The organism is Mesorhizobium sp. M1C.F.Ca.ET.210.01.1.1, from assembly GCF_004791585.1.
GTDB lineage: Bacteria > Pseudomonadota > Alphaproteobacteria > Rhizobiales > Rhizobiaceae > Mesorhizobium.
In genome coordinates this window covers 1-25,909 of sequence record NZ_SRUU01000021.1, presented here as the reverse complement: position 1 = coordinate 25,909, position 25,909 = coordinate 1, and the positions used below count along the sequence as shown (strand labels likewise).

Below are 25,909 nucleotides of genomic sequence, written 5' to 3'. Positions count from 1 at the left end.
TCAGTTTTGGCTCGATCCTGTGAATCTATCAATGCGCCGTGAGTCGTGCGGTGGCGCCAACAATAATTTGACCGGGTCAGGAGCTGACGATGGGCGAGGCGGCCAACGATCTGCGCATGCTGAGATACGTCGCGGAGACTGCTCGCAAGTTAGCAACGATGCTTCCACGCACCCGCTATCAGATGCTTGTCTATTTTCTGGAGATGACGGCCGTCGAGGCGGAAAGCCTGGCCGCGGAGCAGGATCGCCGCGGACTCGAGGCGCATACGCCGCCGCGCGATTGATGACGGCCAGGGCGGGTCGGCCTTATCGCCAACCGGGTATCTGCCTTCATGCAATTCCGGACGGTAAACCGCCAAGCCCTTTTCGTGGACTTGTGGTGCGCACGGCGCGTCTGTTTATCCCCCCGATGATGCCATCCAGGACGGCGAGGCATCTCAGCCGTCGTGCCTCGAGGATCAGCCGATCGTCATGCTCGACGATGGCGCGCTCGAAATTGTCGAGCGCGTCGAGTGCGGCGCGCAGATTGGCGGTCGGCATGCCCAGCGAAAACAGGATCCGCCGCGCCTCGACCCCCTCGCGGGCGTCCGCGGAAGACTGGTTGGCCACCCTGCGGCGCAATGCGTCGAGCGTGGCCAAACGGTCGGCCGCCGGCTTGGCGTCGTTCGTTGCAGGCAGCATGCCGCCGGCCTCAGGTCTTGGCCTTGCGCTTTCCCTTGCCGGAATCCGCGGCCGGCTTGCGGCCGAGGCCGGAGGACTTGGCAAGTGCCGAGCGAGTGGCCGAGTAGCTGGGCGCCACCATCGGATAGTCGGCCGGCAGGCCCCATTTGGCGCGGTATTCGTCCGGCGTCAGCCCATGGTCGGTCGACAGGTGCCGCTTCAGCGACTTGAACTTCTTTCCGTCCTCGAGGCAAATGATGTGATCGGGGAATACCGAACGCTTCGGATTCACGGCCGGCGTCAGCGGCGCGCTTTCCTTGACGGCGCCGCCGGCGGCGAGCTTGCGCACCGATGCGCTGACGCTGGCGATCAGATCAGGCAGGCCGGAGGCGGGGAGCGGGTTGTTGCCTACATAGGCCGAAACAATGTCGGCGGTCAGCTCGATTGCAGTCTTGTCGTCGATGTTGGACAATTTTTTCACCCTCTGCTGGCTCTCAAATGACCAGCTGTTTTTTAGGACTTTGGTCTAGGTATCGTATAGGACCTGTCCCCCAACGGACGGCCCAGAGTCAGTAAAATGCGCGAGACTCAATACCGAAGATATGTTTTCACCGCAGCTCACGACCGCGCAAGTTAGGAATTCTAATACCCATAACAAACACTTTACAGCTCCGAAGGCCGCCGCGAGGCCGCAAAAGACGCGGCAGCACTTCGATTTACGCCAATAACTGCTACAAAAGAAGAAATCCAGAACCGAGAGCCGATGCTGCAGGTCCAGTTGACCGATTGTGACCGATTATGCCCGATTCGATGACGTGACGGCGAGTCGCTTATTTCGCGGCGCCGCCGCGCCGCAGTTCCACCCGTCCGCCGTCGGCCAGTAGCTCAAGAACACGCTTCCAGCGCGCGCAGCGGCCGAAATCCTTCTGCTCGATGGCCTTCTCGGCCTTCATGGCGGCATAGAGCGGGGCCTCGGCGCCGAATTCCTTCAGCAGCCAGTGCGCCTCCTGTCTGGCGCGACGTTCGTCCTCGTCAAGCGTGATTCCTGGCGTGAGCGCTGGCATGGTGTTCAGGCCTCCGAACGTTCGATGCCGACAGCAATGCAACTGCCGATGACGAGGACGGCGCCGGCAATGGCCGTCATCGACAGGCTTTCGCCCGACAGCGCCAGCAAAAGCGTGGAAGCGATCGGCGTCAGGTAGGCGACGACCGCGAGCCTGCCGCCCTGGTCGAGGCTGAGCGCCCGCGACCAGAAATAATAGCCCAGCCCCATCGGCCCGGCGCCGAGATAGAGGCCGAGCAGCAGGTCCACGCCGCCGAGGCCGGCAACGCCGTCACGCAGGCACCAGGCAAATGTAAGCGCCACGCCGATCAGCGCCGAAGGCAACAGAAGCCGATCCGGCGGCACGGCAAGACGGCCGACGGCAAGCGAATAGAAGGCCATGCAAAGTGCCGAGCCGAAGGCGGCGCAATAGCCGACGAGGCTGCCTTCGAGCCAGGCGTGCGCGCGTCCGCCGGAGATCACCAGCGCCACGCCGGCGAAGCCGAGCGCGGCGGTGAGCCCAAGCAGCAGCGGGCGCTTCGGGCGGCCGAGCAGGATGATCGCGGCGGCGACCATCAGCGGCCAGGTGTAGGCAATGAGATTGGCCTCGATGACCGGCATCGAGGCGAAGGCGATGTATTGCAGCACCATGGTGCCGACCAGGCCGATGAAGCCGACGGCGTAGGCCTTCCCCTTCTCCCCCAGGGGGAGAAGGTGGATCGGCGCGCAGGGCCGAGACGGATGAGGGGTGCTGGAAGAAACTCCAGCTTCGGCGACCCGGCCAGCAGCCCTCATCCGACCTCGCGTCGCGAGGCCACCCCCGGGGCGAGCCACGGGTCTCGCCCGTGCTTCGGACCCCACAAGCGGAGAAGGAGATGCGCCTGCCAGCCTGATCAACGCAAAGACCAACGCCGCGCCGCAGAACTGCAGGAACTGCACATGCGATACCGGGTGACTGGCGAGCAGCGTCTTGCCGACCAGGGCATTGGTCGCCCAGAGCGCCACCGCGCCCAAGGCAAGGGCCAGCGCCGTCGTGGAGGCGGCGCCGGGCCGGGATTGGTTGCGTTCGACCATGATCGGGGCAAGGCCCGGCGGCGCCGAAGGCGGCTGGGCAGGATCATGGCTCACTACCACGATTCCCTTGCTGCGCCGGAGACCGGCTCGGCAGCCGGTTTCGGCACGGGATGCTCTTCGGCATGGCGGCGATAGGCGGGCAGCTGGTTCGTCCAGACGTCGTCCGCCAGCTCGTTCACCCAGGCGCGGTCCTGGTCGTTGTCGGCGGCGAGGTAGAACATGCGGTTGTCATCGACGTAGGGCTTCGTCACCGAACGCTGGTTGAGCACCAGCGTGACGCGCGAGCCGAGCTGGATGGGCGCGGTGCGATGAAGCACGCCGAGGAACTGGCCGAGCGTGGCGTAGTTCATCTTGTGATCGATGCTCATGACCTTGTTGCGCGGCAGGTCGCCGCCGGATTCGAGGATGGCGCGGCCGGTCTCGGAATCGTCGCAATAGATTTCAAGATGGCCGCCGATCAAAGGGTCGCTGATCGAGAGCGGAATGAGCTCGGTCACCGGAACGCCATCGCAGTGCCATTCGACGGCGCCGTCCTTGGGGTTCATGAAGGTGACGGTCGAGCCGACGATCGACAGCGGGTAGGGTTCGAGCCTGGTGCCCATCATATCGGACAGCCGTTCCAGGCGCAGCTTGTCGTGGAGCAGTTCTTTGATCTCCGGAATGTACCGGTCGGCGCCGGTGATGAAGGTGAGATCGAGGTGCTTGTGCACCGCGTGGCTGGCCTTGAGCTTGAGCGCCGCCTCCTCGATCGCGGCAAGCAGCGCGGGGTCGTAGCCGTGAAGATACTGGGCGACGCCGAAGCTCGACACTTTCCACGCCGTATCATGCCCGATGATGGCTTCACGGCTCATCGCATAGCGCAGTTCGGGGATTGTATGGGCGTTCATTCTACTTCTCCAAGGTAGGGGCAACACTTGGCGAACAGTCGATTAAGCCGCCGGCCCCTGTAAATTTAGGAATGCTGGTGCTACTTTAAGCCCAGCTAAAGGTCGAACCCCGTGCGTCTGCTCAGTCAGGTCAACCTGAACTCGCTCAAAATTGTCGAAAGTGCCGCCAGGCATCGCAACTTCACGCGCGCCGGCGAGGAGCAGTTCATCACCGCCTCCGCCGTCAGCCAGCGGGTGAAGAGCCTGGAGGACCAGCTCCGCTTCAAGATCTTCCAGCGCGGCGGCAACGCGGTGTCGCTGACGCCGGAGGGCGAGACCTATGTGGCGCGCGTGCGCGAGGCGTTGGAGCGGATCGTGGCGGCCAGCATGGAGGCGACCGGGCAATCGCAGGCGCATGTGCTCAAGATCTGCGTGCTGCCGACCTTTGCGGCGCGCTGGCTGTTTCCGCGCCTCTCCTCGTTCCAGCGGCAGTATCCGGAAATCGAGATGCGGGTCTCGACCTCCTATGCCACGCATGAATTCTCGGCCTCCGAATACGACCTCGAGATCCGCTACGGCGACGGCAACTTCCCCGGCCTCAATTGCGAGCTCTTGTTCAAGGAAGACCTGACGCCGGTATGCAGCCGCAAGCTGTTCCACGAAGTACTCGGCGATAAGCCGTTGTCCAAGGTGACGCCGGAAGACCTGAGATACTTCACGTTGCTTCACTCCGATACTTGCACGCAGAACTGGCAGTCATGGCTGGGTTTTGCCGGCGCGAGCTTCGTGCTCGGCGAGGCCAGGAGCATCTATTTCGATTCCTGCATGATGTCCTACGAGGCGGCCAATGCCGGCATGGGCTTCGCGGTCGCCAACCGCGCCTATATGGCGAGCGACATCCGCGCCGAACGGCTGGTGGCGCCGTTCGCGGTGCACCATCCCAACACCGCCGGCTGGTATTTCGTCAGCCCGATCAAGGCGCACAGCGCGCGCAAGGTGGAACTGTTCAAGCAGTGGATCATGGCCGAGGCGGCACTGACGCAGCGCCAACTGGACCTCGAGATCGCCGGCATACCAGTGAAGCGGGCGGCGATGGCTTGAGGCAGGCCTCGCACCCGTCACCTCAAACTATTGTTGTAGATTTCACACAATAGCGTGAATTTCCCGCCGATTTGCACAGTTTCCAGGAAGTCTTCCAGAGCCCTCCCCATGACCCAGCGGCAAGACTCAGCTATGGTCTTTCGTGCGGCGGGCCTGATTTCCCCGCTTGGCCGGCGCTAATTTGCTTCCTCCCAAGCAGCGCCGGCCTTCTTCTGTGGCGACTGTGCTTCAACTATGGCTGGCGATTGCGCAGCGATTGCACGTCAGTGCTTGGGTAGCGTGCCCTGCTGATCGCCACCGGTGGTCGATTGCGGCACGGGGTTCTTGTCGATCTGCGGGTTCTGGTCGACGGCGGGCGCCTTGGTCGGCGGAATGCTGTTGTCGCAGGCGGCGAGCGCGAGCCCTGCCGCAAGAACCAGCAGCACAGGAAGCTTCTTCATGGCGACCTCCTCTCGTTCGCCCTGTCTTGAGGCAAACGAGGCGGTGGTGGTTTGGTTGCGTCGCGCCGGCGGGAACCAATCATCCAGGCACCCGGTTGAACTCCCAACAATCCAACGCAACGAGGAGACGATCATGATCCGCTTGCTGCTTGTCGGACTGTTCGCCTACACCGCTTACCGCGTTACGATGAGGATCATCTACGAGATGTCCGGCGAAGCCCCGCCGCAGGACGAACCACGGACGCTGCGACGCCAGTCTGCCGCGATGGGGGTGGAGCCAAAGCGGTAGGCGCCTTTCCTCGCCCCCCAACGAATGTAGGGGAGAGGAACCCAAGCCCAGAAAGCCGGCGCGACAGCACCTCCTCTGCCCTGCCGGGCATCTCCCCTCTTGGGGATCAGTTGTTGGACCCTTTCGCTATTCGCCAGCCCGTGAGTTGTATTGCGAACAAAGCGGAAACGATGCTTGATGGGCGATGAACATCGCCGCCCGTGATTCGTCCTTCGAAGCGCCCGCCTATCTTGCCCGGCTGAATGACGAGCAGCGGCTGGCGGTGGTGCATGGTGACGGCAAGGTGGCAGCACCGCTGCTGGTGATCGCCGGCGCCGGCTCCGGCAAGACCAACACGCTGGCGCATCGCGTCGCGCATCTCATCGTCAAGGGCGCCGATCCGCGCCGCATCCTTTTGATGACCTTCTCGCGCCGCGCGGCGTCGGAGATGGCCAAGCGCGTCGAGCGCATCGCAGGCGAGGTGCTGGGGCGCGACGCGGCAATCATCGCCGACGCGCTCGCCTGGGCTGGCACCTTCCACGGCATCGGCGCGAGGCTCTTGCGCGACTATGCCGAGCAGATCGGCCTCGATGCCGCCTTCACCATCCACGATCGCGAGGATTCGGCCGACCTGATGAACCTCGCCCGGCACGAGCTGGGCTTCTCCAAGACCGAGAGCCGGTTCCCGACCAAGGGCACCTGTCTGCAAATCTACTCCCGCGCCGTCAACGCGCAGGCACCGCTCGGCGAGGTACTGGGTTCGGCCTTTCCCTGGTGCGCGGCCTGGGCGGAACAGCTGAAAGAGCTGTTCGCCGCCTATGTCGAGGCCAAGCAGGCGCAGAACGTGCTCGATTACGACGACCTCCTGCTCTACTGGGCGCAGATGGCGGCAGAGCCTGAGATCGCCGCCCACCTTGGCTCGCGCTTCGACCATGTGCTGGTCGACGAATACCAGGACACCAACCGGCTGCAAGCCTCGATCCTTTTGGCGCTGAAGCCGGACGGCGTGGGGCTGACCGTGGTGGGCGACGATGCGCAGTCGATCTATTCCTTCCGCGCCGCGGAAGTGCGCAACATCCTCGATTTCCCGAAGCAGTTCGCGCAAGGCGCCGAGATCGTCATGCTGGAGCGCAACTACCGCTCGACCGAGACGATCCTGGCAGCCGCCAACGCGGTCATCGGCGAAGCCACCGAGCGCTTCACCAAGAACCTGTGGACCGAGCGCAGGTCGTCGCACAAGCCGCAACTGGTGAGCGTGCGCGACGAGACCGAGCAGGCCAACTATGTCTGCCAGGCGATCCTCGCCGAGCGCGAGGCCGGCACGGCGCTGAAGGCGCAGGCCGTGCTCTTCCGCGCCTCGCATCACAGCGGACCGCTGGAAGTGGAGCTTACGCGCCGCAACATCCCTTTCGTGAAATTCGGCGGCCTGAAGTTCCTCGACGCCGCCCATGTCAAGGACATGCTGGCGATGCTGCGCTTCGCCGAGAACCCGCGCGACCGCGTCGCCGGTTTTCGCGTGCTGCAGCTTATGCCGGGCATCGGCCCTTCCGCCGCCTCGCAGATCGTCGAGGCGATGGCGACGTCGCTGGACGAGACGCTGGGCCTTGCCCGCTTCCGGCCGCCGCAGCGCGCGGCTCAAGACTGGCCGGTCTTCCTCGATATCTACAGCGGGTTGCGCGCCGGTCCGAAATGGCCGGCCGACCTCGAGCGGGTCAGGCTCTGGTACGAGCCGCATATGGAGCGCATCCATGAGGACGCGATCACGCGCCGGGCCGACCTCCTGCAGCTTGAGCAGATCGCGTCGGGCTATCCGTCGCGCGAGCGCTTCCTGACCGAGCTGACGCTCGATCCGCCCGACGCCACAAGCGACCAGGCCGGGCCGCCGCACCGCGACGAGGATTACCTCATCCTGTCGACCATCCATTCGGCCAAGGGCCAGGAATGGAAGAACGTCTTCGTGCTCAACACAGTCGACGGCTGCATCCCGGCCGATCTCGGCGTCGGCACCAAGGAGGATATCGAGGAGGAGCGTCGGCTGCTCTATGTGGCGATGACGCGGGCGAAGGACAGCCTGCACCTGGTGGTGCCGCAACGCTTTTACCCGCACAACCAGCCGGCGCGCGGCGACCGCCATGTCTATGCCTCGCGCACCCGCTTCATCCCGGCCTCGATGCTTTCGGCCTTCGAGCAGAGTTCGTGGGCAAGCGCGGCTATCAAGGACGATCCGCGCCAAAGGCCGGGCGTCAAGGTCGATCTCGGCGCCCGCATGCGCGGCATGTGGAAATAGGCAGCCCGCTGGACGTCATGGAACTTTTCTCCCGGTAACGGATTTCCGTTAGGAAAATCTAATGCAAGGAGGCAGTTATGAAGAATCTCATTCTCGCCGCCATGCTGGGCATGGCTACCCTGGCGCCAATGACGGTTCCGACACAGGCGACAAGCCTGACCATCACCACCGATGACGGCATGGGCCGATACAATGACGACTACTACTGGCGCCGCCATCACATGCGCGGCGATGACTGGCGGTACCGTGGCCGATACGAGATGCGCGACGGATACCGCTACGGTCACCGTCGCGACTGCATGGTCAGGGTGCACAAGCGCTGGCATCACCATCATTGGGTCGTGAAGCGTGTCTGGAGCTGCGGCCTCCACCGAGGCTGGCGCTATTAGCAGAACCGTCCCTTCACCGAAGCGGCGCCCGCAGGAGCGGATGAAAAATGCGCTTTACCCCATCGGCGATGAGCTGGCGGCAACGGCTTGCTGAACGGGCCGGCCAGCTCTTCGTGGGCAGCGTCGCGGCGTTGATTGCAGGGGTTGCGATACTGCTGCTGGTGCTGTCGGCCTACTATCGGATTCCACATCCTCCAGCGGAAGTGGCGATCATGACCGGCATCGCCCCCTAGAGAGCGGTTCAGCGTTTCACGGAATCGCCGAGCCGCTCTAAGTATTTGTTTTACGCAATTCCGGACGAATTGCTCTAGCGATCCGCCCTGCACCTGCCGCCCCGCCGGCCGGCACGAAAAGATCTCCGAACGTGGAACCTCGCGCCGCAAGGCGCGTTGTGTGGCGTCCTACCCAAGACCGAGGGTAGCAGCCCGCCGTCCTCCGCCCCAATCCGAGAGGTCTAAATGCACGACAGGATCTTCCTCACCCCGGTCGCGGTCAGTGTCGGCGCCGGCCACAAACGCATGATCGCCTCGCTGTCCGACATGCATGAGTACCTGACCGAGTTCCCGCCGTCGCGCAGGCGGCTGAGCTACGGCGCAGCGGTGAAGGCCTGCGAAGCCGCACGGGCCGGAGGAATCTCCGCCGAATCGGCACGCGACGCGCTGATCACCTTCGCGGTGACGGCCGGGATCCTGTGGCCGTCGGATCAGCCGATCGTCTCGGTGAAGCCAGCCGCTCGCAGCCATAGCGGCTTCGCCGCCTGAGATCAGCCGGCCCTACCGAAGCCCGCCCCCTGAGGAAACCCGCCTGGGACGGCTCTCGGGTGGGTTTTTCTTTCAAACCCGGCCTTTCGACCGCATGCTTGCCGCCTCAGTCGGATGTCTGAAACTTTCCGGCGCTGCATGAAACATCGCATAGACTATGCGGCTGCGTGAAATATCGCACAGAACAGCCGGCTGCGTGAAACACCCCACAGAACATTCGCCTTCCCCATGCAGGTTGATGATATCCAACAGGGGGGCGGATGTTTCTCAATCGCAACCAGTTCAAGCCGGCGGCGGAAATGAGGCTGGGCCGCGACAAGTCGTCGATCCGGGTCACGATAACCGACCAGAAGGTGTGCGAGCTCGCCGAAGCCGTCTATGCCTGGATCACCGCCGACGGCAAGCCGGTGCGGATCGGCACCTGCGGCTCATCAGCGGGCAAGCGCCTGCTCTCCTATCCCGGCTACATCAACCGGAGCCTGGCCGGGCATGGCGGCGCGACGCCGAAATGGGAAGCGTTGAAATGGCTGGGCCTGCTGACCGCGCATGGCATGCTAACGGCGGTTATCCATCAGCCCGAGCCGACACTGACCGCGGCCGGTATGACCAGACCCTGTCTCGACGTCGAGCGCCAGTTGATCCGCCAGCACAGGCTGCTGCTCAACCGCAGCCACCGGTGAGATCGTCGCCAGGGCCGTTCAGTGGATCGTGTCGGCGGCGTCGTCCGAATGCCCGCCGCGCGGGCTTTCGAAGCTCACCTGGTCGCGTCCGTTCGACTTTGCCCGGTAGAGATGCCTGTCCGCGACCCGGAACATGGCGTGATAGGTGGTGGGACCGCTGAAGGCGATGCCGCCGATGCTGACCGAGAGCTGCCATGGCTGTCCGCCCGGCGCGAACTCGGCCTCGCGGATGCGCCGCCTGATCGTCTCGGCGACCAGGAAGGAGCGCGTCGCGTCGGCGCCCGGAAGGAAGACCGCGAATTCCTCGCCGCCGATGCGTCCGACGATGTCGGCGCCGTGGAGCTGGCCCTGGATCGTCCTGGCAATCAGCTTCAGCGCCTCGTCGCCGCAATCGTGGCCGAGGCGGTCGTTGATCGACTTGAAATGGTCGGCATCGACGATCAGCAGCGCGCCGGCATCGGCGACGTCATGGCTGCGGACCTGATCGAGATAGGCCTCGACCAGCATCGAGAAGGCGCCGCGATTGAAGACCGCCGTCAGACTGTCGGTCGCGGCGACGATGCTGAGCTCCTTCTGGGCTACGGCCAGCTGGCGCATCTTCCACATCAGGAAGAACAGGAAGGAGCCGCCAAGGACGAGCGGCAGGAACAGGTCGGTGAGCTTGGCCCACAGCAGTGCTTCAGGCGACAGCGAGGGAAAGTTGAAGGAATCGACAAAGAAGGCCGCGGCAATGAAGAATGCCGTGCCTGCGATGGTGACCAGCGCGACCCTGCCCCAACCCGTGGGGGACAAATCGATGCGCATGTCATTGCTCCCGCTGCAACTGCCCCATTGTGGCGCGCGAGCGCAAACGAAATCCTAATTTATTGGCTTCAATGCAAGCTTGGTTAACCAGTTGTCCTTTCGATTTCCCGAGGTCTGAAGTGTCAGAGGGTCCGGCACGGCAGCGAGCCCTTCGACCGGCTGGAAGCTCTCGTCGGCATGCCGCCGGCTGCGGCCGGCGACGCGGAGAGTGCCGCAGAGCCCCGCAACTGGTCCGACACTCAGGCGAATGCCGCCTGCCGCGCCATCAACGACGCGAGATCATCAGGCAGAGCGCCTTGAGATCGCGGTCGTAGGTGCCTTCGCTGCTGAGCACATCGACGCAGCGCTTCTTCATCCGCGCCAGCTGGCTGCTCGACAATTGGGCGACGGCGGAAGACACGTTCGGCGTTCCGGGCGGCGTCGCGCCGAGAGTTCCAGGAGCGATGCCGCCAACGCCGACACCGGCGCCGATGCCGCTCGCGCCGCCGACCGTCACGTTGAGCGCGCTATTGGCGCCGTTGCCCAAAGTCGCGCCGGCTCCCGCCCCGTTCGTCCCGCCGATGGATGCCGTGGCCGTGGAAGCGCTGCCGCCGATGGCGACGTTTCCGTCGGCGCCGCTCGTGCCGCCAATCGAAACGCTGGCGCTGGTGCCGCTGCCGCCGAAGGATGCGTTCCCGTCAGCCCCATTTGGACCGCCCGCATTGGCATCGGCGCTGTTGCCGCCCACGGACACGCCGCCAAGCCCGCCGACACCGACGCTCTGGGCGTTCGCCGGCATGGCAAGAACAACGATGATTGCACCACTCGCCAACGTGCTGGCGAATCTCTTTTCGATACTAGCCATAACACTCTCCTTGTGGTTTTCTATTTCCGCATTGCAGCATTGTTGCAATGTTACCCGCATGCACCTTTTGGAACATGAGATACGCTGAGAGTGCTCTTTTGGTTTCTTTAGCAGTTGCGCATATGGATGATCGTGGTTTTCAAACACGATACTGCCGTTTTAAAAATTTAGACGAAATTGCCTTGTTTTTAAGTTTTAGACTTTGTCGAACCAGATCGCTGCAAGCTTCAGGCGTAGGCGCGGCCCTCCTCTGAGCGCTGGAACAGCATCAGGTCAAGTGGCACCGAGGCCCGGCCGAGCACGGTGAGGCACATATGCGCCTGGCCGCGGTGGTGGGTCTGGTGGTTGAAAAGATGGCTGAGCGCCGGCGCCAGCCGCTGCGAGACGGTGCGCATGTCGGTCGTCATATAGGAGAAACGGCCGGCCAGCGCCTTGTCGCTCATGCCGCCCACCCAGTCGACGATGCGCTTGTCCTCCGCCTCGCGCGCCAGCCTGAGGCCAGGCAGGGCGCGATAGAGGATCGCCGCTGTGTTCGCGGGCGCGTCGCCCTCGCCGGTGAAGCGCTTCATCCAGACGCGGTCGACGGCGAGCAGGTGGTTGAGCGTGCTCAGCATCGAGCCGAAGAAGGCGCCGACGTCGCGGCCGAGCTCCTCCTCGTCGAGATCGGCAGCGGCATCATAGATGCGCGCATTGGCCCATTGATTGTAGGCCGCAAACATCATGAAATGTTGTCTCATTCTTCCATCCGGCTCGCAACGAATCCCGGCTCTTCGTAACCCGCAGGAACCGCAATGACCATTCTGTTCTATGATCTCGTCGGGCACGACACCCAACGCCCGTTCAGCCCGCACTGCTGGAAGACAAAGATGGCGCTCGCCCACAAGGGGCTCGACGCCACCAAGGTGCCGACCCGCTTCCTCGACGTGCCCAAGGTCGAGGGCGGCGTGTCGAAGACGGTGCCGGTGATCCGCGACGGCGACCGCGTGGTGGCCGATTCCTTCGCCATCGCGCTCTATCTCGACGAGGCCTATCCGGAACGGCCGACGCTGTTTTCCGGCGAAGGCGGCAAGGCGATGGCGCGCTTCATCGAGCGCTGGTCGCAGTTGACCATCCATCCTTACGTCGCGACCGTGGCGCTGACGGATCTCAATGGGATGCAGGACGAGGCGAACGCCGCCTATTTCCGGGGGAGCCGTGAGGAGCGCTACGGCAAGCGGCTGGAAGATGTGGTGGCGAACCGCGACGCCGGGCTCGCCGGCTTCCGCGCCTCGCTGGAGCCGCTGCGCTCGATGCTCGGCTACAAGCCTTTCATAGGCGGCACCTCGCCGCTGTTTGCCGACTATATCGTGTTCGGCGCCCTGCAATGGGCGCGCGTCGCCTCGCCCTACCGAATGCTCGAGGCCGGCGACAGCGTCGCACAATGGTTCGAGCGCTGCCTCGACCTGCATGGCGGGATCGGCCGGCAGGTCGCGGCGGCGGCGTGACGAGATGATGTCGCGAGGCCGCGAGCGGCAGGATCGTCATGCTGCGCTATGAGATGCAGGCCGAGATCTGGGTCTATCCCGGCAAGGGCGGCTGGCACTTCGTGACGCTGCCGGTGGAGTTCGCGGCGCGGATCAAGGCGGCGATGGCAGGGCTGGCGCGGCCGTGGGGCTCGCTCGGCGTGACGGCCGTCATCGGCAAGACAAGATGGAGCACGTCGCTGTTCCCCGACAAGACCTCCGGCAGCCTACTTTTGCCGGTCAAGGCCTCGGTGCGGCAGCGCGAGGGGCTGAAGGCGGGCGACGCGCCGGCGCTGACCATCGAGATCGAGCTTTAGCCTATTTGGGTTCGTCCCTGTCGACTAGCCTGACGCAGATCGGGTCGCCTTTTTCCATGCGGGCGCACTGCCATTCCGGGCCGAAGCCGAAATTCTGCTGCTGGCCCTGGGGAAAGAGCAGCAGGAGGAAGACGAGCGCGGCAAGAACCACGGCCATCAAGAGAATGCCGGCGATATCGCCGCGCCTGAGGTAAGGCCAGTTCATCGCTTCCAGTTCCGCTGCCGCGACACCCGGACCTGCATGCGAAGCGCGCTCGCAGCCGTCTAATTATCCCGCAAACAGTCCGCCTTGACCAGAAGCCGCCTCCCCTTGGCAAGCCGCCGGGCGGCTTGTATAGAGCCCGCCACTCCAATTTCCATTCCCAGAACCCAATTTCCATTCCCAGAACAAGGACGACCCAATGGCGATCGAACGCACCTTCTCAATGATCAAGCCTGACGCGACTAAGCGCAACCTGACCGGCGCCATCATCAAGATGCTGGAAGACGCAGGCCTGCGCGTCATCGCGTCGCGCCGCGTGTGGATGAGCCGCCGCGAGGCCGAAGGTTTCTACGCCGTCCACAAGGACCGTCCGTTCTTCGGCGAGCTGGTCGAGTTCATGTCGTCGGGCCCGACCGTCGTGCAGGTGCTGGAGGGCGACAACGCCATCGCCAAGAACCGCGAAGTGATGGGCGCCACCAACCCGGCCAATGCCGCCGAAGGCACCATCCGCAAGGTGCATGCGCTGTCGATCGGCGAGAACTCGGTGCACGGCTCGGACGCTCCGGAAACCGCCGCACAGGAGATCCGCTACTGGTTCTCGGACACCGAGATCGTCGGCTGAAGCGGAAGTTTCCGCGCATGCAATGAAGGCGGCCTCGGCCGCCTTTTTTGTTGCAGCGAGATGGACAGGCCGGCCAAGCGCCCTAGATCGGCGTCATCGGTGACAAATGACAAGGGCGTCGCCGGCTGTAAGCGACCATCGCGCTTCCGCCCATGAGCAGGGAGGGAAGCATGATCAAACCGCATGTTTCCAAAAGCGGCGTTGCATATCCGGACGACCTCGTCCTGTTGAAGCGTATCTATGACCAGGTCTGCGAGGAGCGGGGTATCCCCGCGGCAGCTCCGAGGCCTCCGAGCTGGCGACCGAAGCCATGAAGCTCTTTTCCGCAGGCATTTTCGACGAAGACACGATCGGCCGCCGACTTCGCTGCCGCTGATCGGGCGGTCGGCGGGTTCAATCCTCGTCGCCGTAGCGGATGACTTCAACCTTTTCCCTGGTGATCAGGCAGTTCCTGGTCAGTGCTTTGATCTGAGGGATCAGCGCGTCGATCTTCTCCGGCGCGTCGATGATCTCGACAATAATCGGCAGGTCCTGCGAAAGCCGCAGGATCTTGGCGGTGTGAAGCACGCTCGAGCGGCCGAAGCCAAGCGGTCCCCTGAGCACCGTGGCGCCGGCCATTCCGGTCTCGCGCGCCTTGATGACGATCGCTTCGTGCAGCGGCCTGCCGTCTGCCGACCTGTCGTCCTCGCCGAAGAAGATCCTGAGCATCGCGCACTGGCTTGGAAGTTCCATCCTATGCTCCCTGAATTCTTTTCATCCGTCGATCTCTACCTATTGATTTGGGTGGCCACAGCGTAGCCCAGCCACGCGGAAGCAAGCGACAGCACGACCACGCCGACAAGATAGATCGCGGCCTGCTTCAGGTCGCCCTCCAAAAGCAGGACGAAGGTGTCGAGGCTCATGGCCGAGAAGGTGGTAAAGCCGCCGCAAAGGCCGGCGGTCACGAAGTTGCGACCCGCCGTTCCGATCATCAAACGGCCGTCCGGCCGCGTCAGCGTGGCAAAGAACATGATCACCCAGGAACCGACCACATTGACGAAAGCGGTGGCGTAAAGCGCGCTCAAGCCCAGCAGCGACACTATCACGAAGCCGGAGAGGAAGCGCGCCAGCGAGCCTATGGCCGCGCCGCAGCCGACCGCAAGATAGAGCCGCATCGCGGCCCGTCCGTCGTTTCGCGACACGACGCCCTACCCCGCCATCCAGACGGCAGCCAGGAAGCCGAAGGCGACCGAAAGCAAGCACAGCGCCGACGAAGCGACGATGTTGAAGACGGCAAGCCGGCGCTCGCCATCAAGCGCGAGGTTCAGCGTCTGCAGGCAGAAGGAGGAGACCGTGGTGTAGCCGCCGAACAGGCCGACCACGATCAGGTCGTGCACCAGCTCATCGGCGAAAACGCCGCCGGCCGCGCGCGCCGCGCCGGCGAAGGCGCCGATGGCGAGCGCCCCGGAGACGTTGACCACCAGCGTGCCCCAGGGAAAGGTCTCGCCGACGCTGCGCCCGACAAAGCCCGACAGGAAGAAGCGGGAAACACCGCCGAGGAAGCCGCCGATCAGGACCAGGGCGCAAGCCGCAAGGGTCATCGCTTCATGCCTTTCCAATGCGATTCCACACAGGAATCACCTCACCAAAAAAGGCATGATGCGAGCGGAAAAAACAAATCCTGCCGCGCGAAAGCACGCCTGGCAGGAGTCATCAGCCCAATAGGGCGGTTTCGGGGGAACCCCATCCCCATTTTGCACCAGCAAAACTAGGTGCTTCCGCCATCCCGGTCAATCGGCCGGAGGAAGTTGCCACGCGCATCGAGACGATGCCATGAATTTGCAATGGAACGACAAGAGCCCGCTTCGCCACTCGTTCCCGAGAATCTCGCAGTTTGATTACGGCCGTCGCTTCATCGCGTTGTTTGCTTGTGATTTTTTCCGCAAGCCTGTGCTAATATGGATAGGTGGTAGCCCGTCCATTGCGAAGGTCAGTTCGAAATGGCTGCCAATCGGGGAATCGCATCCGCGATCGAAGATTGCTATGATGCCGCCTTCGAATTCGGACGGTGGCCGGTGGCCTTGCAAAACTTGGCCGATTGCCTGGGCATGACGAGTTGCGCTGTCCGTACCCACGACAACACGCATCCGTTCCGCAGCGATCAAAGCAAGCGAACCAGACCGACGCCGGACTCGCTGGAACACGCTGAATTCACGGAACTCTGGGTCGAGAACGCTCGAGAGGCGCCCGACCCGCATCCGGAAAGGGAGCCGCTGCTGCCGAAATCGGCACCCTGCTTCACAGTCGAAGACGAAATCTCCACCCCGCAGGAACGGAGGATCCTGCCCTACTATCAGGAGGTAGCCCGTCCGGGGCATCGCGAGTTTTGGGCCGCCGTTGTCTTCCCGGTCAAGCGACGCAAATGGGTCCTGTCGATGTACCGCGATGCCACAAAGGGCGGCCCCTTCGAAATGTCGGAAGCCGAGCATTTTCTGCGCGTGGCGCCGGACCTAGCCCGCATCGTCAGTCTGGCCGAGAAGATCTGGGATGTTTCGCTTGACCCGACATTGACCATGCTCGACCAGTTCAATTGTGCGGCAGCGCTGCTCGATAGCCGCGGCGGTCTCAGACGTTGCAACAAGCACGCGGACGCCCTGTTCGGCTCTGGCCTTATGGTCCGGCACAGCCGCATCCACGCGGCGGATCGCGAGAGCGATTCACGTCTTCAGCGGATGATTCAGATGGCCGTCAAAAGCCCACAAGACGGAACGTTTCCGGCGGAGCCGGAAGTCGTCGCCCGCGACGGAGCGTACTGGATGCTGGCCGAGATCGTGCCTATGACGTCATTCGTGCGCGACCTGTTCAACGGCGGCGATTTTCTACTTTGCTTCACCGATCTTGTCAGCCATCGGGCGCCGCAGGCCCGGTTGCTCCGCCATGTTTTCCAGCTGACCGCAGCCGAGGCGCGACTGGCTTCCAGCCTTGCCACTGGCGGCGGGATCGACGCGGCGGGCGCGCGGCTGGCGATCGGCCGCGAAACGGCGCGGACCCAGCTCAGGGCAATCCTTGCCAAAACCGGGACACATCGCCAGGCCGAGCTCACGGCGCTGCTGTCGCGTTTCCGAGCTTCTTCACGCTGCTGATTGGCAGCTTCACCCGTTCGGGTGAAGCGCGCAACCGCCTGCAAGCGCACATTTCTGCTCAATTGCCGAGGTCAGTGAAGGTGCCGGAGGCTTGGGCCGGATGGCGGCATTGCTTGAGAAACATGCAACCGCCCCGCGTATGAGACGGGGGCCCGCGGGATCATGTCTTCTGACACTAGCGCTTCTTGCCGGCAACCCCTGTTCTCCGATAGTGGCAGGCGATCTGCGAAAGCCCGGAGTCGACCTCGAACTGATCCTCGCCGTCGACGTGTCTTCCTCGATGAGTCTCGCCGAGCAAAAGGTCCAGCGCGACGGCTACGTAAGTGCCTTCCGCCATCCGGACCTCGCGCGGGCAATAGGATCGGGCGCGCGCGGCGCGATAGCGGTGTCTTATCTCGAGTGGGCTGGGCCGGGGCATCAACATATCGTCTTGCCGTGGACTATTGTTGGCAGCGCCGAGGATGCGAAGCGCTTCGCTGACGCGCTCGCCACGAAGCCAATCATGGCGGAGGCCGGCACATCCATTTCCGGCGGATTGCTGGCGGCGGCTGGCTTGTTGGCGAACAGCCTGGCGTCGGGTGAGCGCCGGGTGATCGACATATCCGGCGATGGCCCGAACAATGCCGGCCCGCCGGTCGGACCCGTACGTGACATGCTGACAAGCTCGGGGATCACCATCAACGGCCTGCCGGTATCGCTCGCGCATAGTGTCTCCAACGGCTTTCAGTCCTTTGGCCGACAGTATCTTTCCTTGTACTATGAGCATTGCGTCATTGGCGGGCCGGACGCATTTGTGATCGGAATTGACCACCTCGCTTTGTTCGAGGTGGCGATCCGGCGAAAGCTGCTTCTAGAAATCGCCGGCCTGTCCACGCGACCCAGACTCGTTTCCTATGCACAGCCAAGCGCCCCGGCGTTCGACTGTTCGATGCCCGGAACTCTTCCCCGCTAGCTGCCAACCGCGACCCGCTCTGCGGCCAGAAAACCCGCCGCCCTCCACGGCGGGCTTCAAGGTCACTTCGGCTGGCGGTCCTTCACATTCGCATGATCGTTAGCCGTTTCGTTGTCGGTGGCTGGCGTCTTGGTCTCCTCGCCTGTGAACGGGCTGCCCTGCCCGGGCGCGAGGTCGCCACCGTGGCCGGCCTTGTTGGTCTGGAAGGGCTGGCTGTCAAGGCTGAGGCCGTGCTGGGTGGCATTGAACAGATGGTCGTCCGCTTTGGCAAAGCCGGCGAAGGCAAGCATAGATACACCCGTGGCAGCAAGAATGAGCGCGTGGTTTTTCATATCTGGTCTCCTTTGGGGTGCCAGATCGAGCCGCGCATTCGGTCTGGCGGCTTCAGTGATGGGACATCGTCCCTTTTGCCTGCCCGCCATATGGGAAAGTCAACGTCTCTGCAGTGCGGATTATTCCCGCCGTCGACGCGAGATGCCGTGCGACGATCCTTCGCGCGGACGTCTCAACAGGTCCGTTGGGATTCAGCTCGCGGCGTTGAAGCGCAGGATGTCGCGGCCGTCCTTGTCGGCGATGGTGAGTTTACCGGCGTCGATCCGGTAGGATGCCGCCCTGGTTAGCGCGTTGAACAGCGCCTGCTCCTCAGCCATCACATCCGGCGCGCAGGCCATGCGGGTCGAACCGATGTCGCCGATGGCGATGCTTTGGCCTTCCACTGTGGCGGTGGCGAAATAGCTGTTGCACGGGCCCTTGCCGCTCGCCTTGCCGGCTTCGCTGACGCGGAACGTGGCCTGCGGCTCGGCGATCGCGCCGATGCCGTCGATATATTCTATGAGCCAGATCTGGCCGTAGAGCGCCGTAGCCGGTTCGGTGGCGGGCGCGGCCATCTTCAGCACGAGGGTCTGCGGTTTGCCGTCCAGCGGATCGACCTGATGGCGGGTATCGGTGACGAAAAGCAGCCGGTCGTCGACGGTGATGCGGGCCTGCAGCGCATAGGTCCTGCCGGGCTTGACCGCCGTGGGATCGAAGGCGATCTCGAACTTGATCGGTACCTGGCCTGCCGGCACGATCTTGCGCTGGCCGATGATCGTCGCCGGCGCGTCGGCCAGCGAGACGTCGGCGAGCTCGACCGAAAGCACGGCGTCGGGCGGCAGCGCGATGCGCTCGCGATAGGTCGCCTCGCCTGTCAGCTTCTTTTCGGCGGCGCTTGAGAGTTCCGGCACGGCAAGCACGCCGACCACCAGCGGCACCAGGCCGAAGATGAAGAACTCCGCAATCCTGTCCAGCATGACCCTGCTCCGCCAAGCAAATCAAACCGGTTTGCAAGGTCGGGAAGGATTGCGGTCAATCAATGGCCTCGGCCAAAGTTTATCGGCCCGGCGTCTTCCAGCGATCCGCCGCTTTGTCATCGGCTTCCTTGGCCTCGACCCAACCGCCTTCGGAACCGTCGGCGCGGTGCTCCTTCTTCCAGAACGGCGCGCGCGACTTCAGGTAGTCCATGAGGAAATCCGCCGCCTCGAAGGCCGCCTGCCGGTGCGCGGAGGCAGCGACCACCAGCACGATGTTCTCGCCCGGCGCGATCTTGCCGTGGCGATGGATGACGGTCAGCCCCTGCAGCGGCCAGCGCTCGATGGCTTCTGCGGCGATGCGGCCGATCTCGGCTTCGGCCATGCCGGGATAGTGCTCGAGCTCGAGCGCCGTCAGCGCGCCCTGCTCGTCGCGGCACAGCCCGGAGAAGGTGACCACAGCGCCGATGTCGGCCCGGCCCTTCGTCAGGGCGGCGATCTCCGCGGCCACGTCGAAATCCTCGCGCTGGACGCGGATGGCCGGCACGATCGTGCTCGCCATCTCAGCCCCCGGTCATCGGCGGAAACAGCGCGATCTCGCGCGCGCCCGCGATCTTCTCGCGGTGGCCGACATGTTCCTGGTTGATGGCAACGCGGATGACGTCCGGATATTGCAGCGCGTTCTCGTATTCCTCGCCGCGCGACTTCAGCCAGCGCAACAGATCGGCGACCGTCTCGATGCCGGCCGGCAGCTCGACATCTTCCTCCGGCTTGCCGATCCGCTCGCGCACCCAGGCGAAATAGATGAGCTTGGTCGACATCTCACTCGTCCATGATGTGCTTCAGGCCGGCGCGGAAATAATCGTAGCCGGTGTAGAGGGTGACCAGCGCCGCGATCCACAGCAGCACCAGGCCGATCTGGGTGGTCAACGGGAAAATCTTGTCGCCGGCCGGACCGACGAGCAGGAAGGCGATGGCGACCATCTGGATGGTGGTCTTCCACTTGGCGAGCTGCGTCACCGGCACCGACACTTTCAGCGCGGCCAGATATTCGCGCAAGCCCGAGACCAGGATCTCGCGGCACAGGATGATGATCGCCGCCCAGAGCGACCAGCCGGCGATGCCGGCATGGCGGTCGGTGTCAGCTGCAAGCAAAAGCAGGCAGGTGGCGACCAGGAGCTTGTCGGCGATCGGGTCCAGCATCTTGCCGATGTTGGAGGTCTGCTGCCAGGCGCGCGCGAAATAGCCGTCGAAATAGTCGGTGATGGAGGCGAGCAGGAAAATGACCAGCGCCGACCAGCGGGCGAAGTCCGACGACTTCAGATGGCCTTCGAGGAAAAAGCACAGCACCACCAGCGGCACCGCGATGATGCGGGCGTAGGTGAGGATATTCGGCAGGTTGAAAGCGCGCTGGGCCATGTCTGATCGGGAACTCTTCTCCGCCTGCGTACTCAAATCAGATGCCAATGTGGGGGGTCAACAGGCGAGATTCGATTGGTCGCCTGAAAATAGGCGCAAGAATGGTCAGCTGTCATGAAAATGGTTGTAGACCAGCTTCGCCACGTGCTCGGAAATGCCATCGACCTTGACCAGGTCCTCGACTGCGGCGCGGCTGACCGCCTTGGCGGTGCCGAAGGCAAGCAGCAGCGCCCGCTTGCGGCCGGGACCAATGCCGGCGATCTCGTCGAGCGGGCTTTTCACCATCTCCTTCTTGCGGCGGGCACGGTGCGAGCCGATGGCGAAGCGGTGCACCTCGTCGCGCAGGCGCTGGACGAAATAGAGCACCGGGTCGCGCACCGGCAGCATGAAGCTTTCCCTACCCTTGACGAAGAAGCGCTCGCGCCCGGCGTCGCGGTCCTGGCCCTTGGCAATGCCGATGGCGACAACGCGATCCTCGATGCCGAGATCGGACAGGATCTTGCGCACCGCCGTCATCTGGCCCTGGCCGCCGTCGATCAAGATGACGTCGGGCCAGGCCGGGAAGCTGCCGTTGCCGGCGACAAGATCCTCGGCCGCATCATCGTCGGCTTCCGCGCCCGCCTCACCTGAGGGCTGGGCGTCGCCGTGTTCCCTGAGCAGCCGCGAGAAGCGCCGCTCCATCACCTCGCGCATCATGCCGAAATCGTCGCCCGGGGTGATCTCTGTCGAGCGGATGTTGAACTTGCGGTACTGGTTCTTCACAAAACCTTCCGGCCCTGCGACGACCATGGCGCCGACCGCGTTGGTGCCCATGATGTGCGAGTTGTCGTAGACCTCGATGCGCACCGGCGGCTTTTCAAGGCCGAAGGTCTCGGCGAAGCCCGTGAGCAGCCGCGCCTGCGTCGAGGTTTCAGCCAGCCTGCGGCCGAGCGCCTCGCGCGCGTTCTGCAGTGCGTGGTCGGTCAGATCCTTCTTCTCGCCGCGCTGCGGCACGGAGATGGCGACCTTGCGCCCGGCGCGAGTCGAGAGCGCCTCGGCGAGCAGTTCCTGCTCCTGCACCGTCTGGGAGAGAAGCAGCGTGCGGGCCGGCAGCTTGTCGTCGTAGAACTGCGCCAGGAACGAGCCCAGCACTTCCGATCCCTCCAGCGCCGGATCGGCCTTGGGGAAATAGGCGCGGTTGCCCCAGTTCTGGCCGGTGCGGAAGAAGAAGACCTGGATGCAGGTCTGGCCGCCTTCCTGGTGGATGGCGAAGACGTCCGCCTCCTCGACCGTCTGCGGGTTGATGCCCTGATGCGCCTGCACATGCGAAAGCGCCGCAAGCCGGTCGCGATAGATGGCGGCGCGCTCGAAATCGAGTTCTGCCGAGGCCTGCTGCATGGCGGCCGAAATCTCGGTCTTCACCTTCTGGCTGCGGCCGGAGAGGAAATCCTTCGCCTCGGCAACCAGCTCTGCATAGCCCTGATGCGAGATCTCGCCGGTGCAGGGGCCGGCGCAGCGCTTGATCTGGTAGAGCAGGCAGGGCCGCGTGCGGTTCTCGTAGAAGGAGTCCGTGCAACTTCTGAGCAGGAAGGCGCGCTGCAGCGAATTGATGGTGCGCCCGACCGCGCCGGCCGAAGCGAAGGGACCGAAATAGTCACCTTTTCGCGAGCGTGCACCGCGATGCTTGTAGATGCCGGGCGAGACATGATCGCCGGTGAGCAGGATGTAGGGGAACGACTTGTCGTCCCGCATCAGCACGTTGAAGCGGGGGCGCAGCCGCTTGATGAGGTTCGCCTCAAGCAGCAGCGCCTCGATCTCGGTGCGGGTGACAACGAACTCCATCGTCGCCGTCTCGCGCACCATGCGGCCGATGCGGGCGGTGTGGAAGCGCCCCTGCGCATAGTTGGTGACGCGCTTCTTCAGGCTGCGCGCCTTGCCGACATAGAGCACGTCGCCGGCAGCGTTCATCATGCGGTAGACGCCCGGCTGGTTGGGCAGCCGCTTGACGAAAGTCTGGATCACCTCGGCGCCGACCATGCCGTCGGCATCGCCGGCATGCGGCGTCCAGTCGATCGCGGTGAAGGCGACGTCGGGGCCCGCGGGAACCGCCTCCGGCTCGACGATCTCCTCCGCCGCCTCATCCTCGATGTCGATCTCGGGGTCGACGTCGGGCGGCAGATCGTCGGCGGCGCCGTTTCGGCTGTGTTTTCGGGCTGCGGGACTCATTCCACCATGCCTGTCACATCGGGCGTCTGCCACGCAAGATGCTGGCCGCCATCGAGCGCGATCATCTGGCCGGTGACGGAGCGCGCTTCCCAGAGATAGCGGATGGTGGCGCCGAATTCCGGCAATTGCGGGCCGCGCTTCAGGATCAGGCCCTCGACCTGCTTGCCGAAATCGTCATCGTCCTGGCGCTTGTTCTTCAGCGTCGGCCCGGGGCCGATGGCGTTGACGCGGATGCGCGGGCCGAGCGCCTGCGCCAGCATCACGGTCTGCGTCCACAGCGCCGACTTCGACAGCGCATAGGAGAAATAGCGCGGCGTCGGCCGCCAGACACGCTGGTCGATGATGTTGACGATCAGCCCATCGGCGCTTTCCGGCAGCGCGCGGGCGAAGTTCTGCGCAAGCAGCGCCGGCGTCTTGACATGGATGGCGAAGTGGCGATCCCAGGCCTGCCAGTCGAAGTCCTCGATGCGGTCGTCGACGAACAAAGAGGCGTTGTTGACGAGCAGCGTGACCGGACCGAGGGCGGCCTCGGATCGGCCGATCAGATCGCCTACGGCGTCCATGTCGGTGAGGTCGGCGGCAACCACGGCGGCACGGCCGCCCTCGCCCCTGATGCGGCCGGCCAAGGCCTCGGCCTCGGCGCCCGAACGGTTTGCGTGGATGGCGACGGCAAAACCGTGCGCGGCCAGATCCTCGACGATCGCCTTGCCGATCCTTTTCGCTCCGCCCGTCACCAGCGCCACGCCAGCGGCATGTCTCATGTTGTCAATCCTCAATCGGCTTCACGATTCCGGGAAGCCGGCACAATATGACGGGGCCAAGCGTTAAATGCCATTTCCACCTGGGGCAGGAATGTGGCGAAGCGGCCCGTACGCACGCTTGCCGGCCCGGATTCGGGGCGTCTCATAACGCAATATATGCCGTCGGACCCCTTGAACCAAGCCGTGTGCAGCGCAACATGAACAGCCTGCTGACATTCGCTGTTGCGAAGATGCAACGTCAACTTTCGGCCTCATTCGCGCCGGGGAATGACCCAAGTTCAGGTTAGCTTCAGCCGCATTTCAGCACGACATTTGGAACCGTTGAACGCCAGGCCCGTTTATCCCCCCGGACGGGCCGGGGCATTCATGAACATAAAAAGCCTCGTGTCTTGTGGCTTAAGGAGTAAACAACAATGCAAGCCAATCTCAAGTTTGCGCGGCCGCTGGCGGTTGCGCTCGGGCTCTTCGCCCTCGGCGGTACCGCCTATGCCGCAGACGTCGTTTCGGAAGAGCCGCCGGCCCCCGCTCCGGTTGCCGAGCTCCCCGTCGCTTCCTGGGCCGGCCCCTATGCCGGTATCAGCCTCGGCTACGGCTTCAGCGGCCATGCCGACGCCAGGGATCAGGGCGTCAATGTCAAAACCAAGGGCTTCATCGGCGGCGTCTTCGGCGGCTACCAGTGGCAGCAGGAGAACTTCGTCTACGGTGCTGAAGCCGATCTCGGCTACAACGGCGTCAAGGGCGACAGCGCCGGCATTCATGCCAAGGGCGGCCTCGAAGGCTCGCTGCGTGCCCGTCTCGGCTATTCGGTGACCCCGGAAATCCTGCTCTATGGCACCGGCGGTCTTGCCGCCAAGAACCAGAAGATCACGGATGACGTCCTCGGCACCAACGAAAGCAAGGCGATGCTCGGCTGGACGGCCGGTGTCGGCACCGACATCAAGATCACGGACAACGTGTTCGGCCGTGTCGAGTACCGCTACACCGACTACGGCGACAAGGACTTCGGTGCGACCGGCAACGTCAAGTCCAAGGACAACCGCGTCACCTTCGGCGTCGGTATGAAGTTCTAAGTCGTCCAAGCCACGACACGGAAAAAGCCGGGCCTTGCGCCCGGCTTTTTTTGTTGGCCCGCCCGGAAGATGTCAGGCGCCCGAGCGATCCGCCGGCTTTTGCTGAAAGCCGTCATGGACCGCAATCGACGGCAGCCGGCCCAGCCATTTCAAGCGTGAGCGCATGAGCACCTGCGCATCGGGCTGGTAGTCGTCCGGGTTGGTCATGGTGGCGGCATGAACGTGAATCTCGTCAGGCCATCTGTCGGAGCGGAAATAGAGCCTCGTGCCGCAGGACGGGCAGAACCCGCGTAACGTGTCCGGGCTGCTTTCATAGTGCTTGATCTCGCCGGTCCAGCTCAACTGCTTCGGCCTCATCCCCACGAAGGCTGTGAAGGGAGAGGAGGTGGCGCGCTGGCAATCGGCGCAATGGCAGACCAAGTTGCGTGTGACTTTGCCAGAATAGGCCCAGGTCACGGCCCCGCACATGCAATGTCCATTGAGTGCCATCGTTCCCTCCCGCAGTTCGCGCTTGCGATGTCCCGCCGACCGAAGCTGACAGAATCCGGTTCAGGATGCGCCGCGTCGGCGGTTCAGGCGCGCTTCTTTGCGACCTTGGCGGACTTGACCTTCGGCGGCAAAGTTTCGACGAAGGCGAGCGCGCGGTCGAGCCAGCCGGCGAGATCTGCCTCGCTTGCCGTCCCTTCCGGCGCGACATGCACGTAGCCTTCCATCGAGCGGCCGCCCATCTCCATCGGCCGCGCATGCGGCCGCGCGGCTGCGGCCGCATGCCCTTCCTTGCCGACACGCACCAGGAGCCCGCGCTTCGAGGTGCCGATCAGCATGTTGCCGTTGAGCATGAAGCAGGTGCCGCCGAACATCTTTTGTTCGGTGAAGGCGCGCCGGCCGAGGGCAGCGCGCAGGCGCTCGACCATGGGGTCGGTGCCGGCTTGGGTGACTGACTTCGCCATGCTCAGCCCTCCGTGGTTTGCCCCTCCCTTCTCCCCTTGTGGGAGAAGGTGGCCGAGCGAAGCTCGGTCGGATGAGGGGTGCTGGATCGCTGCCTTGACGAGGTAGCGATCAAAACCGCTCCACTTTTAACACGCCTCATTTCTTCCCACACCCCTTGTATCTGCACGAACAGAGATTTGTGCGAGAAGAGCGACTGAGCCTCGAACCGGACGGCCATCCGATTCGAGGCTTGGCGAAGTCGCCCGAAACCCCTTCGGTTACAACCGTGGATGAGCCTGGGATCT

36 protein-coding genes and 1 riboswitch are annotated in these 25,909 nt (G+C 63.9%); of the genes, 14 read left to right on the top strand and 22 right to left on the bottom strand.

The genetic code is table 11. The annotated features are described in order from the left end of the window. Positions 1–89 precede the first annotated feature (89 nt). Positions 90–284 carry a hypothetical protein gene (locus tag EN853_RS21935; protein WP_127861503.1) on the top strand — a complete coding sequence of 65 codons (195 nt, stop codon included), beginning with the start codon at positions 90–92 and terminating at the stop codon, positions 282–284. Positions 285–330: 46 nt separating this feature from the next. Here EN853_RS21935 and EN853_RS21930 read toward each other — a convergent pair whose 3' ends face one another. The 5 genes from EN853_RS21930 to EN853_RS34075 form a co-directional block, all read right to left on the bottom strand. Then, on the bottom strand, positions 331–681 hold the full coding sequence (locus EN853_RS21930) for a hypothetical protein (RefSeq protein ID WP_127861504.1): 351 nt from the start codon (positions 679–681) through the stop codon (positions 331–333). 10 nt (positions 682–691) lie between these two features. Beyond that, positions 692–1,132, bottom strand: coding sequence for a MucR family transcriptional regulator (locus tag EN853_RS21925; protein WP_127861505.1), 441 nt, complete (start codon positions 1,130–1,132; stop codon positions 692–694). 358 nt (positions 1,133–1,490) lie between these two features. Continuing rightward, entirely contained in the window at positions 1,491–1,724 is a 234-nt protein-coding gene (locus EN853_RS21920; RefSeq protein ID WP_127861506.1) for a hypothetical protein, read from the bottom strand. Between the two features lie 5 nt (positions 1,725–1,729). After that, positions 1,730–2,776 (bottom strand): DMT family transporter, encoded by a 1,047-nt coding sequence (locus tag EN853_RS21915; RefSeq protein ID WP_127861543.1) that lies wholly within the window; start codon positions 2,774–2,776, stop codon positions 1,730–1,732. Between the two features lie 53 nt (positions 2,777–2,829). Then, entirely contained in the window at positions 2,830–3,663 is an 834-nt protein-coding gene (locus EN853_RS34075; protein WP_167524558.1) for a hypothetical protein, read from the bottom strand. A gap of 111 nt (positions 3,664–3,774) precedes the next feature. Between EN853_RS34075 and EN853_RS21900 the strand changes: the two genes are divergently transcribed. Beyond that, positions 3,775–4,743 (top strand): LysR substrate-binding domain-containing protein, encoded by a 969-nt coding sequence (locus EN853_RS21900; protein WP_127861507.1) that lies wholly within the window; start codon positions 3,775–3,777, stop codon positions 4,741–4,743. Positions 4,744–5,006: 263 nt separating this feature from the next. On the opposite strand, the gene EN853_RS34070 is transcribed toward EN853_RS21900, so the two are convergent. After that, positions 5,007–5,183: a hypothetical protein gene (locus tag EN853_RS34070; protein WP_167524557.1), complete on the bottom strand. Its 177-nt coding sequence runs from the start codon at positions 5,181–5,183 to the stop codon at positions 5,007–5,009. Positions 5,184–5,316: 133 nt separating this feature from the next. Here EN853_RS34070 and EN853_RS34065 point away from each other — a divergent pair, with 133 nt between their 5' ends. The 6 genes from EN853_RS34065 (at position 5,317) to EN853_RS21875 (ending at position 9,568) form a co-directional block, all read left to right on the top strand. Next, positions 5,317–5,472, top strand: a complete 156-nt coding sequence (locus EN853_RS34065) for a hypothetical protein (RefSeq protein WP_167524556.1) — start codon at positions 5,317–5,319, stop codon at positions 5,470–5,472. Positions 5,473–5,656: 184 nt separating this feature from the next. Next, positions 5,657–7,738 carry an ATP-dependent helicase gene (locus EN853_RS21895; RefSeq protein WP_127861508.1) on the top strand — a complete coding sequence of 694 codons (2,082 nt, stop codon included), beginning with the start codon at positions 5,657–5,659 and terminating at the stop codon, positions 7,736–7,738. 77 nt (positions 7,739–7,815) lie between these two features. Beyond that, a complete protein-coding gene (locus EN853_RS21890; protein ID WP_127861509.1) occupies positions 7,816–8,127 on the top strand; it encodes a hypothetical protein in 312 nt (103 codons plus the stop codon). Between the two features lie 47 nt (positions 8,128–8,174). After that, on the top strand, positions 8,175–8,360 hold the full coding sequence (locus EN853_RS21885) for a hypothetical protein (protein ID WP_127861510.1): 186 nt from the start codon (positions 8,175–8,177) through the stop codon (positions 8,358–8,360). A gap of 225 nt (positions 8,361–8,585) precedes the next feature. Further along, positions 8,586–8,888 (top strand): DUF982 domain-containing protein, encoded by a 303-nt coding sequence (locus EN853_RS21880; protein WP_127861511.1) that lies wholly within the window; start codon positions 8,586–8,588, stop codon positions 8,886–8,888. Between the two features lie 260 nt (positions 8,889–9,148). Next, on the top strand, positions 9,149–9,568 hold the full coding sequence (locus EN853_RS21875; protein ID WP_127861512.1) for a hypothetical protein: 420 nt from the start codon (positions 9,149–9,151) through the stop codon (positions 9,566–9,568). Positions 9,569–9,586: 18 nt separating this feature from the next. Here EN853_RS21875 and EN853_RS21870 read toward each other — a convergent pair whose 3' ends face one another. The 3 genes from EN853_RS21870 to EN853_RS21860 form a co-directional block, all read right to left on the bottom strand. Further along, a complete protein-coding gene (locus EN853_RS21870) occupies positions 9,587–10,372 on the bottom strand; it encodes a GGDEF domain-containing protein (RefSeq protein WP_127861513.1) in 786 nt (261 codons plus the stop codon). Between the two features lie 265 nt (positions 10,373–10,637). Then, positions 10,638–11,216, bottom strand: a complete 579-nt coding sequence (locus EN853_RS21865; RefSeq protein ID WP_127861514.1) for a hypothetical protein — start codon at positions 11,214–11,216, stop codon at positions 10,638–10,640. 227 nt (positions 11,217–11,443) lie between these two features. Then, entirely contained in the window at positions 11,444–11,953 is a 510-nt protein-coding gene (locus EN853_RS21860) for a DinB family protein (protein ID WP_127861515.1), read from the bottom strand. Positions 11,954–12,007: 54 nt separating this feature from the next. Between EN853_RS21860 and EN853_RS21855 the strand changes: the two genes are divergently transcribed. Together EN853_RS21855 and EN853_RS21850 are read left to right on the top strand one after the other, a co-directional pair. Continuing rightward, positions 12,008–12,700 carry a glutathione S-transferase family protein gene (locus EN853_RS21855; protein ID WP_127861516.1) on the top strand — a complete coding sequence of 231 codons (693 nt, stop codon included), beginning with the start codon at positions 12,008–12,010 and terminating at the stop codon, positions 12,698–12,700. A gap of 38 nt (positions 12,701–12,738) precedes the next feature. Continuing rightward, entirely contained in the window at positions 12,739–13,035 is a 297-nt protein-coding gene (locus tag EN853_RS21850) for a DUF1905 domain-containing protein (protein WP_127861517.1), read from the top strand. Between the two features lies 1 nt (position 13,036). Here EN853_RS21850 and EN853_RS21845 read toward each other — a convergent pair whose 3' ends face one another. Next, positions 13,037–13,240 carry a hypothetical protein gene (locus EN853_RS21845; RefSeq protein ID WP_127861518.1) on the bottom strand — a complete coding sequence of 68 codons (204 nt, stop codon included), beginning with the start codon at positions 13,238–13,240 and terminating at the stop codon, positions 13,037–13,039. A 196-nt stretch (positions 13,241–13,436) separates the two neighbouring features. Between EN853_RS21845 and ndk the strand changes: the two genes are divergently transcribed. After that, complete coding sequence (gene ndk, locus EN853_RS21840) at positions 13,437–13,859, top strand: nucleoside-diphosphate kinase (RefSeq protein ID WP_127861519.1); 423 nt, start codon at positions 13,437–13,439, stop codon at positions 13,857–13,859. 393 nt (positions 13,860–14,252) lie between these two features. Here the strand turns inward: ndk and EN853_RS21835 are convergent, their stop codons facing one another. Genes EN853_RS21835 through crcB (EN853_RS21825) form a run of 3 tightly spaced genes read right to left on the bottom strand, consistent with a single transcriptional unit; the run spans position 14,253 to position 15,439 of the window. Further along, positions 14,253–14,591 (bottom strand): DUF190 domain-containing protein, encoded by a 339-nt coding sequence (locus EN853_RS21835; RefSeq protein ID WP_127861520.1) that lies wholly within the window; start codon positions 14,589–14,591, stop codon positions 14,253–14,255. A gap of 35 nt (positions 14,592–14,626) precedes the next feature. Then, complete coding sequence (gene crcB, locus EN853_RS21830; protein ID WP_127861521.1) at positions 14,627–15,013, bottom strand: fluoride efflux transporter CrcB; 387 nt, start codon at positions 15,011–15,013, stop codon at positions 14,627–14,629. A gap of 33 nt (positions 15,014–15,046) precedes the next feature. Further along, positions 15,047–15,439 carry a fluoride efflux transporter CrcB gene (gene crcB, locus EN853_RS21825; RefSeq protein WP_127861522.1) on the bottom strand — a complete coding sequence of 131 codons (393 nt, stop codon included), beginning with the start codon at positions 15,437–15,439 and terminating at the stop codon, positions 15,047–15,049. A 96-nt stretch (positions 15,440–15,535) separates the two neighbouring features. Continuing rightward, a riboswitch (Fluoride riboswitch) is annotated at positions 15,536–15,598 on the bottom strand. A gap of 240 nt (positions 15,599–15,838) precedes the next feature. Here crcB (EN853_RS21825) and EN853_RS21820 point away from each other — a divergent pair. Continuing rightward, positions 15,839–16,981, top strand: a complete 1,143-nt coding sequence (locus EN853_RS21820; RefSeq protein WP_127861523.1) for a helix-turn-helix transcriptional regulator — start codon at positions 15,839–15,841, stop codon at positions 16,979–16,981. A gap of 211 nt (positions 16,982–17,192) precedes the next feature. Beyond that, positions 17,193–17,933, top strand: a complete 741-nt coding sequence (locus EN853_RS21815; RefSeq protein ID WP_167524555.1) for a DUF1194 domain-containing protein — start codon at positions 17,193–17,195, stop codon at positions 17,931–17,933. A 62-nt stretch (positions 17,934–17,995) separates the two neighbouring features. Here the strand turns inward: EN853_RS21815 and EN853_RS21810 are convergent, their stop codons facing one another. From EN853_RS21810 to EN853_RS21780, 7 genes are all read right to left on the bottom strand, one after another. Beyond that, complete coding sequence (locus EN853_RS21810) at positions 17,996–18,265, bottom strand: hypothetical protein (RefSeq protein WP_127861525.1); 270 nt, start codon at positions 18,263–18,265, stop codon at positions 17,996–17,998. 192 nt (positions 18,266–18,457) lie between these two features. Beyond that, positions 18,458–19,222, bottom strand: coding sequence for a YbaY family lipoprotein (locus EN853_RS21805; protein ID WP_127861526.1), 765 nt, complete (start codon positions 19,220–19,222; stop codon positions 18,458–18,460). Between the two features lie 79 nt (positions 19,223–19,301). Continuing rightward, the gene (locus EN853_RS21800; protein ID WP_127861527.1) at positions 19,302–19,781 is read right to left on the bottom strand and encodes a molybdenum cofactor biosynthesis protein MoaE; all 480 of its coding nucleotides are present in this window, start codon (positions 19,779–19,781) and stop codon (positions 19,302–19,304) included. A 1-nt stretch (position 19,782) separates the two neighbouring features. Continuing rightward, the gene (gene moaD, locus EN853_RS21795; protein ID WP_127861528.1) at positions 19,783–20,040 is read right to left on the bottom strand and encodes a molybdopterin converting factor subunit 1; all 258 of its coding nucleotides are present in this window, start codon (positions 20,038–20,040) and stop codon (positions 19,783–19,785) included. A 1-nt stretch (position 20,041) separates the two neighbouring features. After that, positions 20,042–20,638 carry a CDP-diacylglycerol--glycerol-3-phosphate 3-phosphatidyltransferase gene (pgsA, locus tag EN853_RS21790; protein ID WP_059186210.1) on the bottom strand — a complete coding sequence of 199 codons (597 nt, stop codon included), beginning with the start codon at positions 20,636–20,638 and terminating at the stop codon, positions 20,042–20,044. Between the two features lie 105 nt (positions 20,639–20,743). Then, a complete protein-coding gene (gene uvrC, locus EN853_RS21785) occupies positions 20,744–22,843 on the bottom strand; it encodes an excinuclease ABC subunit UvrC (protein WP_127861529.1) in 2,100 nt (699 codons plus the stop codon). Further along, entirely contained in the window at positions 22,840–23,604 is a 765-nt protein-coding gene (locus tag EN853_RS21780; protein ID WP_127861530.1) for an SDR family oxidoreductase, read from the bottom strand. The genes uvrC and EN853_RS21780 overlap by 4 nt, the downstream gene beginning before the upstream one ends. A gap of 413 nt (positions 23,605–24,017) precedes the next feature. Between EN853_RS21780 and EN853_RS21775 the strand changes: the two genes are divergently transcribed. Then, the gene (locus tag EN853_RS21775; protein WP_127861531.1) at positions 24,018–24,674 is read left to right on the top strand and encodes an outer membrane protein; all 657 of its coding nucleotides are present in this window, start codon (positions 24,018–24,020) and stop codon (positions 24,672–24,674) included. Between the two features lie 72 nt (positions 24,675–24,746). On the opposite strand, the gene EN853_RS21770 is transcribed toward EN853_RS21775, so the two are convergent. Beyond that, positions 24,747–25,163: a GFA family protein gene (locus tag EN853_RS21770; protein WP_127861532.1), complete on the bottom strand. Its 417-nt coding sequence runs from the start codon at positions 25,161–25,163 to the stop codon at positions 24,747–24,749. Between the two features lie 83 nt (positions 25,164–25,246). Beyond that, positions 25,247–25,624 carry a TfoX/Sxy family protein gene (locus EN853_RS21765; protein WP_127861533.1) on the bottom strand — a complete coding sequence of 126 codons (378 nt, stop codon included), beginning with the start codon at positions 25,622–25,624 and terminating at the stop codon, positions 25,247–25,249. Positions 25,625–25,909 lie beyond the last annotated feature (285 nt).